Source organism: Stenotrophomonas sp. (assembly GCF_031995405.1).
Classification (GTDB): domain Bacteria; phylum Pseudomonadota; class Gammaproteobacteria; order Xanthomonadales; family Xanthomonadaceae; genus Stenotrophomonas.
In genome coordinates this window covers 8376-17637 of the sequence record NZ_DAMAGC010000079.1, presented here as the reverse complement: position 1 = coordinate 17637, position 9262 = coordinate 8376, and the positions used below count along the sequence as shown (strand labels likewise).

Sequence of the window (9262 nt, the reverse complement as noted above, 5' to 3'; positions counted from 1 at the left end):
CGCGGCAGCATCGCCATCTGCGCGCGCGATTCGATCTGGAACACGCCCAGGGTGTCGGCGCGGCAGATCATGTCGTAGGTGGGCTCATCGCCGGAGGGGATATCGGCCATGCCCATCTTCGGCGCGCCATGGGCGTGCAGCATGGCCAGGCATTTGCGCACGGCGGTAAGCATGCCCAGCGCCAGGCAGTCGACCTTCATCAGCCCGGTGGCGTCCAGGTCGTCCTTGTCCCACTGGATCACGGTGCGATCGGCCATGGCCGCGTTCTCCACCGGCACCAGCGTGGACAGGGGGTGTTCGGAAATCACGAAGCCGCCCGGGTGCTGGGACAGGTGCCGCGGGAAATCGACCAGCTCGCTGGTCAATGCCACCACCCGCCGCATCAGCGGCGTGTCCGGGTCGAAACCCCGCTCGCGCAGCGCCTCGGGCAGCGGTTCGTGGCTGCTCCAGCGGTCCAGGCAGGCGGCCAGTTCGTTGACCTGGTCCGGCGGCAGGCCGAGCACGCGGGCCACGTCGCGCACCGCGCTGCGGCCACGGTAGCTGATCGCCACGGCGGTGAGCGCGGCCCGTTCGCGGCCATAGCGGTTGAACACGTACTGCAGCACTTCCTCGCGGCGCTCGTGTTCGAAATCGATGTCGATGTCCGGCGGTTCGTCGCGCTCGGCGGAAATGAAGCGTTCGAACAGCAGCTCCATGTCGCTGGGGTCGATCTCGGTCACGCCCAGCACGTAGCACACCGACGAATTGGCCGCCGAGCCACGGCCCTGGCACAGGATCTGCTGGCGGCGCGCGAAGCGCACGATGTCGTGCACGGTCAGGAAGTAGGACTCGTACTGTTTGAGGTGGATCAGCTTGAGTTCGTGTTCGATCTGGCTGCGTTGCTTTGCCGTGGCGCCATTTTTCCAGCGCCATTGCATGCCTTCCTCCACCAGCGTGCGCAGCCAGCTGGCCGGGTCGTGCCCGTCCGGGATCAGTTCGCGCGGGTAGGTGTAGCGCAGCTGCTTGAGGTCGAAGTGGCAGCGTGCGGCGATGCGCAGGGTTTCGGCCAGCAAGGCCGGCGGGTATAGCGCGGCCAGGGCCTGGCGGGTGCGCAGGTGGCGTTCGCCGTTGGGAAACAGCCGCCAGCCGGCATCGGCGATGGTGCAGTGGTGGCGTATCGCGGTGAGGGTGTCCTGCAGGGCGCGGCGGCGGCGCAGGTGCATGTGCACATCGCCGCTGGCCACCAGGGGAAGGTCGTGCGTAGCGCCGAAACGCTGCAGCGCGGCCAGCCGTTGCGCATCGTCGGCCTCGCGGTGCAGCTCCACCGCCAGCCACAGCCGCTGCGCGAAGCGGGCCTGCAGCCAGGCCGCATCCTCTGCCGTGGGCGTGCGGTCCAGCCACAGGCACAGCAGGCTGGCCGGCAGCGCATCGAAGTCGTCGCGCAGGCAGCGGTACTCGCCCTTGGGCGCGCGCCGGCGACAGGTGGTGATCAGCTGGCACAGGCCGGCGTAGGCGGCCTGGTCGGTGCACAGCAGCACCAGCCTGGGGCCGTCCTCGATCTGGAATTCGGCGCCGGTGATCAACGCCAGGTCGTGTTTCCTGGCGGCCTGCCAGGCGCGCACGATGCCGGCCAGCGAACATTCGTCGGTGATCGCCAGCGCGCGGTAGCCCTGGCCCTTGGCGCGCGCGAACAGCTCCTCGGCGATGGACGCGCCGCGCTGGAAACTGAAGGCCGACAGGCAGTGCAGTTCGGCGTAGTCGGGCAGGGCGGCGCTCATGCGAACCAGCCGTGCAGCATCCACGGGCCGCCGCGCGTGTCGGCGCTGGTATAGGCCCAGCCGCGCTGGCCATGCGCGGTTTCCACCACGTAGTAGTCGCGGCGGATATCGCCTTCGTCCCACCAGCCCGATTCGATCCGTTCGGGGCCGGAGAGGATGCGCAGGTGCGGATCGAGCAGCGGTTGCGGGCGCGGCAGCAGCCAGCCCGGGCGCAGCGGCAGCACCGGCGGTGGGCCTTTGGGCGCGCCATGCGCATCGCCGCTGGCCCGTTCCGGGCGGTGCTCGGCACGCAGTCCCAGGCCCTGCACGGCATCGTCACCAAGGCGTGCACGCAGGCGTTCGCGCACCTGTTCCCACGGCATGGCCTGCTGTGGGCGGGGGTCGAACAGGTCGCGCGCGGCCGGCACGAACGGTGGCAGGTGCTCGGCCTGCAGGCGCAGGCCACGGCTGCCGGCCGGCAGCTGCAGGTGGTCCACGCGGTTGCGCGCCAGTTCGAACAGCATCGCCGCATCGCGCTCGGGAGCGAGCAGGCCGATGCTCAGGCAGGTGTCCGGGTGCTGGTCGTGTTCGAACCACAGGTCGAAACGCTGCACCCCGCCATCGCGCGAACACAGGAAGGCAGCCAGGTCGCCGGTCAGGCGGCGCAGCGGGAACAGCAGGGCCTGGGTGGACTCGATTTCGTAATCGAACTCGATGCGCGCATCGAAGCGGTCCGGTGGCTGGAAATAGCGCAACGGCGGCGTGCTGATCCCGCGCAACGCGTCCAGGTGGGCCAGCACCTGGGGCGGGAAACGCCGGGCCAGGCTCTCGCGCGGCAACTGGAAGGCCGCGCCCAGCGTGCGCAGGCCCGAGCGCGCCAATACCGTGACTGCTTCGGCGGGCAGGCCGCTGCGTTCGATCGGGAGCTGGGCCAGGGTGGCGTCCAGTTGGCTGGCGTCCACACCCAGCCGTGCATGCGCGCGGGTCAGCACCCAGGCCGCGTGCGGATTGGGCGCGGCGACCAGCCGATGGCGGAAGCCGAGGTCTTTCAAGCCATCGCAGAGACGTTTTTCGATTGCCGGCCAATCGCCGAACAGCGCACGGCTGGCGCCGATCTCCAGTGCCAGCGCGTGCGGGAAGGCCAGGCTGACCTGCGAGCTGATGCCGTACAGCCAGCTGGCCAGCAGGTGGCGGGTGGCCTGCTCGGCGCGCGGGTCATGTTCGACGGTGAGCATGTCGCGGGTGAGCACCTGCGCGGCCGAGAGCAGCATGCCGCGGCGCAACCCCAATTGGCGGGCCGACGGGCTCACCGCATGCAGCACGCGGCGTTGCGCTGGGCCGCTGAGCAGCACCAGCGGCACCGACGGATCGGGCTGCTGGCGCAGGGCGGCATCCAGCGCCAGCTGTGGCAGCAACAGGCAGGCCCAGTGCACGGCGGCCGCTCAATGCGCCAGCGACAGGGGCAGGGGCTGTGCCGGGGCCATGCCGCCGCGACACTTGAGCACGCGCACCTGGCCGTTTTCCAGCTGCAGGCGCAGCGGCGCCGGCGAACTGTTGCGTGCCTGGCGCAGGTCGCGGAAGGCAAAGCCCAGGCACTGGCCGGTTTCGGCGGCTACCTGCAGCCGGCGCAGGGCACGGTCGTCGGCCTGCTGCGGCCAGCACAGCACGGCCGCACAGGCGGCTGAGCGCAGGCATTGCTCGGCCGCCCACAGCGCATCGCGCGGACTGGCCTGCACCACCTGCACCTGGCCCAGTGCCAACCCGGCGCCGGCCCAGGCCGGGGCATGCGGCAGGTAGGGCGGGGCGATCAGCACCACGGTCTGCTGCAGGTGGCTCAGCCGCGCCAGGGTTGGCCAGACCAGCGCCAGCTCGCCCTGGCCGGGCGCGGCCAGCAGCACTTCGGACAACGCTGCCGGCGGCCAACCGCCGCCGGGCAGGCGGGCGTCCAGCGCCGGGTGGCCGGTGGGGTGCTGGGCGGTGGCCGCGGGGACGGCCTGCGACCTGCCGCGCCAGACCTGGCGGGTTTCCAGCAGCTGGTCCAGGGCCAGGACGGCGCCCATCAGCGCACCGCCCGGAGGGGCTGCAGCGGGTGGAAACGGGCGCGGGACCGGGGCATGGCGGCGAGTATCGGCAGGGGGGGTATCAGGGGCTGAGACCGACAATCCTACCCGCAATTAGTAAAAATGCTAACAGCGCCGATGCCCGTGTTTGCCCGCCATTGAGCGGGCTGAACGCTTCAGCGGCGGGGGGGGCAGATAGCCGCGCCTGCCGTCGCTGCGGGATGCGCGGTTTGTTCAAGCCCGCTGCGGCGGGTGTCGCGAGCATGGCCGCTCCCTGTATGGAGCAAGTCGATGAAGCAATGGTGGTTGACGGTGTATGCGCCGGGGTTCCTGCTTGGGTTCGTGGGCGTGGCCGCGTGGTGGGTGGGCTATCGCGCTGGCGCGGCGATGTGGCTGGTGCCGGGGCTGGGCGTGGCCATCGTGCTGTCGGGCCTGGCCGAGCGCTGCTGGCCGTATGACCCGGCCTTCAACCAGGGCCAGAACGATGGCGGCCGCGATAGCGTCCACGCGCTGGTGAACGAGGGCTTGAACCTGCTGGCGATCGGTGCGATTCCCCTGGTGGCGGCCTGGATGCCGTGGCAGTTGTGGCCCCGGCAGTGGAGCTTTGCCGGGCAACTGTTGCTGGCCATTGTCGTTGCGGACCTGGGCATCACCCTGGTGCATTACGCGAGCCATCGCTGGGCGTGGTTGTGGCGGTTGCACGCGGTCCACCACAGCGTGACCCGGATGTACGGATTCAACGGGTTGATGAAGCATCCGTTGCACCAGACCGCCGAAGCACTGGGCGGGGTGTTGCCGTTGCTGCTGCTGGGCATGCCGTATCCGGTGGCGGCGGTGCTGGCGTTCGCCATTGCGATCCAGCTCCTGCTGCAGCATTCCAACGTGGCCATGCGGCCGGGCTGGCTGGGCAAGTTGATGGCGTGGGCACCGCTGCATCGCTTCCACCACATGCGCTATGGCACGGCCGGCGACGTCAATTTCGGGCTGTTCCTGACTGTCTGGGATCATCTGCTGGGCACCGCGTTCGATGCGGATTACCGGATGCGGGTGGATGACCTGGGCATCGGCAGCCAGCCGGATTATCCCAAGGACTACAAAGGACAGTTGCTGGCCCCGTTCCGTGCATTGCCGCATGGCGAAGCGCCGCCGCCGCCGCCGGGGCTGGAGCGGTCGTCGCGGTAATGCTGCAGGTGCAGGCGGGAAAGATGCTCGGCACGCACCCCGAACATGCGCCGCAGGCTGCGCGAAAAGTGGGCCAGGTCGGCGAAACCGGCCGCATGGGCGCTGGCAGTGAGGCTATGGCCATCCATCACCTCGACCAGCGCCTGGCGCAGCCTGCGCCACAGCACCAGGCCGCGCAGCGATACCGCCAGATCCTGCTGGAAGCGGCGGTGCAACTGGCTCTCGGACAGGTGCGCGGCCGCTGCGATGGCCGTGGCCGCGACGCGCTCGGGAAGATGCGCGTCCAGTGCAGCCAACGCGGCCTGCAGCCGTCGGTCCAGCGGCGTGCGGGCGATCAGTGTCGACAGGTGCGGCAGCAGGTGCACCGGATCGCAGGGGAGCTGCGGCAGCTGCGCCTGCAGGTGCGCCAGGTCGACATGGCTGGGTTCAAGCCACACGGTGCAGCCGCGCGCGGGGGCGGCAAGCACGGCATGGGACTGGAAGGAAGGCAGCAGCATGCGCGGCCCGGACCGGATGCCGTCGTCGCCCTCTATCGTCCATTGCCCGGTGTCGGCCAGCAGGAGCTGATGCGCGTAGTGGGCATGGGCACGGGTGGCGCCGGCATGGCCCTGCAGCAGGGCGAAATGCGCACCGAGCAGCAACGTGCCGGTCCAGCGTTGCTCATTCACCACCACCACCGCATTCTGCGCATCATCCTGTCGACATGGCAGGATTGCCCGCGTCCAACAGGGTAGCGGAAATGCGACGGTGGCTGCATCGCAACGCTCACCGGCAGCGACGCAGGGCCGCCCATAAGCCCAGGGCAAGCAGCGAGACGAGCGCGCCTGCGATGCATACGCCGCTCCACCCGTAGCGTGCGTGCAACGCGCTGCCCAGCACCGCACCCAATCCGCTGCCGGCGGCATAGAACAGCATGTAGGCGGCAATCACCTGTGCCTGCGCGTGCGGCGCGGCGGCCAGGATCAGGCTCTGGTTGGTGACGTGCAGCGCCTGCACGGCCAGATCCAGCAGCAGCACGCCCAGCACCAGCCAGCCCAGGTGCAGCGACAACCCCGCCAACGGCGCCCAGCTCAGCAGCAACAGCAGCAACGCCGCGCCGGTCACGCGTTCGGCATGGCCTTGATCGCTCCATTGCCCGCTGCGTGAGGCGGCCAGCGCACCGAGCAGGCCGACCAGGGCGAACGCGCCGATCGCGGTGTGGCTGAGCGCATGGGGTGGGGCGCTCAGGGGCAGCGCCATGCTGCTCCAGAACAGCCCGAACGCAACGAACATCAACATGCCGAGTACGCCGCGCCGGCGCAGCACCGGTTGCTGGCGCAGCAGCGCGAACAGGGAAAGCTGCTGCGTTGCGGCCGGTATCGGCAAGCGTGGCAGGCGGACCCACAGCAGCACGCCGCTGATCACCATCAGCGCGGCCGACAGCAGGTAGACCGCGCGCCAGCCAGCCAGGTCGGCAACGCCACCGGCCACCACCCGCGCCAGCAACAGGCCGATCACCACCCCGGCCTGGGCGGCACCGACCACGCGGCCGCGCTCGTGTACATCGGCGGCGGCGGCCGCATAGGCGATCAGGCCCTGGGTCATCGCGGTGCCGAGCAGGCCCAGCGCGAGCATGCCCAGCAACAACGCCAGCGCGTTGCCGGCGCAGGCGACGCCGAGCAGGGCCAGCACCAGCGCGACGTTCTGCACCGCCATCAGGCGGCGCCGGTCGCGGCGGTCGCCCAGCGGCACCAGCCACAGCAGGGCCAGCACCGAGCCAAGCTGGGTGGCGGCGATCACCACGCCGATCCGCGCGGTGCCGATGTGCAGGTCGGCGGCCAGCGCATCCAGCAGCGGTTGGGCGTAGTAGACGTTGGCCACGCTGAGCCCGGCGGCGCAGGCGAACAACAGCAGCAGGGGCGTGGCGGTGCGGGGCAGGGAGGCGGCGTGCGACATTCTGTGGTCTCAAATTAGAACCAGTTGATTCTGGCGCACATGGTTCTAAAATGAAACCACCTCTGGAGGGCCCGGCATGAATGACGATCCGAACCTGACCTGCCCGGTGGCCCGCGCGCTGGACGTGGTGGGCGATCGCTGGTCGCTGCTGATCGTGCGCGATGCCTTCGACGGCGTGCGCCGTTTCAGCGATTTCCAACGCAGCCTGGGCATGTCACGCAGCATGCTCAGCCAGCGCCTGCAGGCCTTGCAGGACTCCGGCGTGCTGGCGCAACAGGCGGCGGCCGATGGCAGCCGCTATCACGACTATGTGCTGACGGCGCAGGGCCGGGCACTGTTCCCGCTGGTGGTGGCGCTGCGGCAATGGGGCGAGGGCTTCCTGTTCGCCGAAGGTGAACCGCGTTCGCAGCTGTTGGCGATTGCCGATGGCCGGGGACTGGCGCCGCTGTTGCCGCGTGATGCCGATGGACAGGTGCTGGAGGCAGCGGCCACCCAAGTGGTGAAGCCCACCGCAGGGTGATCGCAGGCGTCCGCATACGCCTGCGAATCTGAACGCGCTGTTGACAGGCATGAACAGGGTGGACGACTCTTCACCGGATGGGTGCCGCGTGCGGTGCCCACCGGACAGCATGGCTGTATCGACGGGCGGAGGGGCCTGGTCGTAGCTGCGTTGCCCCGGGTAGTACCCGATACCGGCCTGCAAAGGCCGGGATCCGCCATCTTGGCGCTGCACCCTTCTGCGGCACGACTCCCTGGATTTTTTGCGCAAGCAAAGGTGTTTCGCCCGCTCATGAAAACGATTTCAAAGCCACTGGCCCTGACGGCCGCCATCACGCTCTCGCTCGCCGCTTCGGCCTGGGCATCCTCGCCGAAGGTCGCCGACAGCGGCGATGCCTTCACCGTGCTCAGCCTGGAACAGGCGCCGGACTGGCTCGATGCCAAGGACGTCGCCGCGCAGTTGCAGGCGCTGAACGTGGACGCGCTGACCATCGGCAACGTGCACCGTGCCGCCGATACGGCCGACAGCAGCCGCGCGCCGGATCCGCTGGAAGCGCTGGCCGACCAGCTGGGCTACACCTATCGTTTCGTCAGTGCCGATCCGGCCTCGGCCGAGCGCCGCGGCAGCATCGTGATCTCGCGCCTGCCGGTGGAAGCCGCCTCCGGCATCGAAGCCCCGGGCCTGAACTACCTGCGTTTGAACGACGGCCGCCACGTGGTGGCGCTGTATACCCGCACCGCCGATGGCGACGCGACGGGCACCGCGTTCAAGGCGCTGGTCGATGCATCGCGCGTGGGCGCCCCGGCCGTGCTGCTGGGCGCCGATGAGGCCGGCGCACGTGCGGCCGGCTTCGAGGCGCGCGGTGAGGACACCTATTCCAATGGGTTCCAGTCCGCCTCCCGCACGGCGGTGAAGCTGCGCCTGGACGCCGGCAAGACCGCGCTCAAGGGCACGCTGCTGACCCTGGGCTACGCCGCTCCGGTCGGGGGCGACACGCCGTGGATGGATACCGCGCTCAACGCCGACGCACGCGCCCGCCTGATCGTGGCGAAGATGACCGACGATGAGAAATTCCAGATGCTGCACAGCTACTTCGGGCTGGGCAAGGATGGCGGGCCGTTGCCGGAAGGCGCGGTCGGTTCGGCCGGTTTCGTGCCGGGCGTGCCGCGCCTGGGCATTCCGTCGCAGCAGTCGGCCGATGCCGGCGTGGGCGTGACCAACCCGGGCGGCATCCGCAAGGGTGACCATGCCACGGCGATGCCGTCGGGCCCGTCCACCGCCTCGAGCTGGAACCCGGAAGTGGCCTTCGCCGGTGGCGCCACCATGGGCCGCGAGGCCTGGCAGCAGCGCTTCAACATCCTGCTGGCCGGCAGCGTCAACCTGCAGCGCGACCCGCGCAATGGCCGCAACTTCGAATACGCCGGCGAAGACCCGCTGCTGGCCGGTCGCCTGGTAGGCGAGTCGATCCGAGGCGTGCAGAGCCAGCACGTCATTTCGACGATGAAGCATTTCGCGCTCAACGACATGGAAACCTCGCGCAATTTCCACAGCGCCGAGATCGGCGAGCAGGCCATGCGCGAGTCGGACCTGCTGGCCTTCGAGATCGCACTGGACATCGGCAAGCCCGGTTCGGTGATGTGCTCCTACAACCGCGTCAACGGCACCTACGGTTGCGAACACGATTACCTGATGAACCAGGTGCTCAAGCAGGAATGGAAATTCCCCGGTTTCGTGATGTCCGATTGGGGCGGCGTGCACAGCGGTTCGAAGGCGGCGCTGGCCGGCCTGGACCAGCAGTCGGCCGGTGAAGTGTTCGACAAGGCGGTGTTCTTCGATGAACCGCTGCGCCT

General features: G+C 69.4%; 8 protein-coding genes. 3 read left to right on the top strand and 5 right to left on the bottom strand.

Annotated features, from left to right (window positions below):
* The 3 genes from RTO53_RS13695 to imuA all read right to left on the bottom strand — a co-directional run.
* Nucleotides 1-1757: PHP domain-containing protein (locus tag RTO53_RS13695; RefSeq protein WP_312238307.1), on the bottom strand; the 1757-nt coding region annotated here is incomplete at its 3' end.
* A complete protein-coding gene (locus RTO53_RS13690) occupies nt 1754-3169 on the bottom strand; it encodes a DNA polymerase Y family protein (protein WP_312238306.1) in 1416 nt (471 codons plus the stop codon). The genes RTO53_RS13695 and RTO53_RS13690, both read right to left, overlap by 4 nt.
* Before the next feature lie 9 nt (nt 3170-3178).
* Nucleotides 3179-3796 (bottom strand): translesion DNA synthesis-associated protein ImuA, encoded by a 618-nt coding sequence (imuA, locus tag RTO53_RS13685; RefSeq protein WP_312238305.1) that lies wholly within the window; start codon nt 3794-3796, stop codon nt 3179-3181.
* A gap of 291 nt (nt 3797-4087) precedes the next feature.
* Between imuA and RTO53_RS13680 the strand changes: the two genes are divergently transcribed.
* Nucleotides 4088-4978: a sterol desaturase family protein gene (locus tag RTO53_RS13680; RefSeq protein WP_312238304.1), complete on the top strand. Its 891-nt coding sequence runs from the start codon at nt 4088-4090 to the stop codon at nt 4976-4978.
* Here RTO53_RS13680 and RTO53_RS13675 read toward each other — a convergent pair.
* Nucleotides 4888-5646 carry a helix-turn-helix transcriptional regulator gene (locus RTO53_RS13675; RefSeq protein WP_312238303.1) on the bottom strand — a complete coding sequence of 253 codons (759 nt, stop codon included), beginning with the start codon at nt 5644-5646 and terminating at the stop codon, nt 4888-4890. The two genes, RTO53_RS13680 and RTO53_RS13675, sit on opposite strands and share 91 nt — an antisense overlap.
* A 97-nt stretch (nt 5647-5743) precedes the next feature.
* Nucleotides 5744-6913, bottom strand: a complete 1170-nt coding sequence (locus RTO53_RS13670; protein WP_312238302.1) for an MFS transporter — start codon at nt 6911-6913, stop codon at nt 5744-5746.
* 76 nt (nt 6914-6989) lie between these two features.
* Between RTO53_RS13670 and RTO53_RS13665 the strand changes: the two genes are divergently transcribed.
* Entirely contained in the window at nt 6990-7433 is a 444-nt protein-coding gene (locus RTO53_RS13665; protein ID WP_312238301.1) for a helix-turn-helix domain-containing protein, read from the top strand.
* A 270-nt stretch (nt 7434-7703) separates the two neighbouring features.
* The coding region (locus RTO53_RS13660; protein ID WP_312238300.1) for a glycoside hydrolase family 3 N-terminal domain-containing protein at nt 7704-9262 on the top strand (1559 nt) is incomplete at its 3' end.

Coding starts and splice junctions, on each gene's coding strand:
- imuA (WP_312238305.1), bottom strand. CDS start 3,796: ATGGGCGCCGTCCTGGCCCTGGACCAGCTGCTGGAAACCCGCCAGGTC.
- RTO53_RS13680 (WP_312238304.1), top strand. CDS start 4,088: ATGAAGCAATGGTGGTTGACGGTGTATGCGCCGGGGTTCCTGCTTGGG.
- RTO53_RS13670 (WP_312238302.1), bottom strand. CDS start 6,913: ATGTCGCACGCCGCCTCCCTGCCCCGCACCGCCACGCCCCTGCTGCTG.
- RTO53_RS13665 (WP_312238301.1), top strand. CDS start 6,990: ATGAATGACGATCCGAACCTGACCTGCCCGGTGGCCCGCGCGCTGGAC.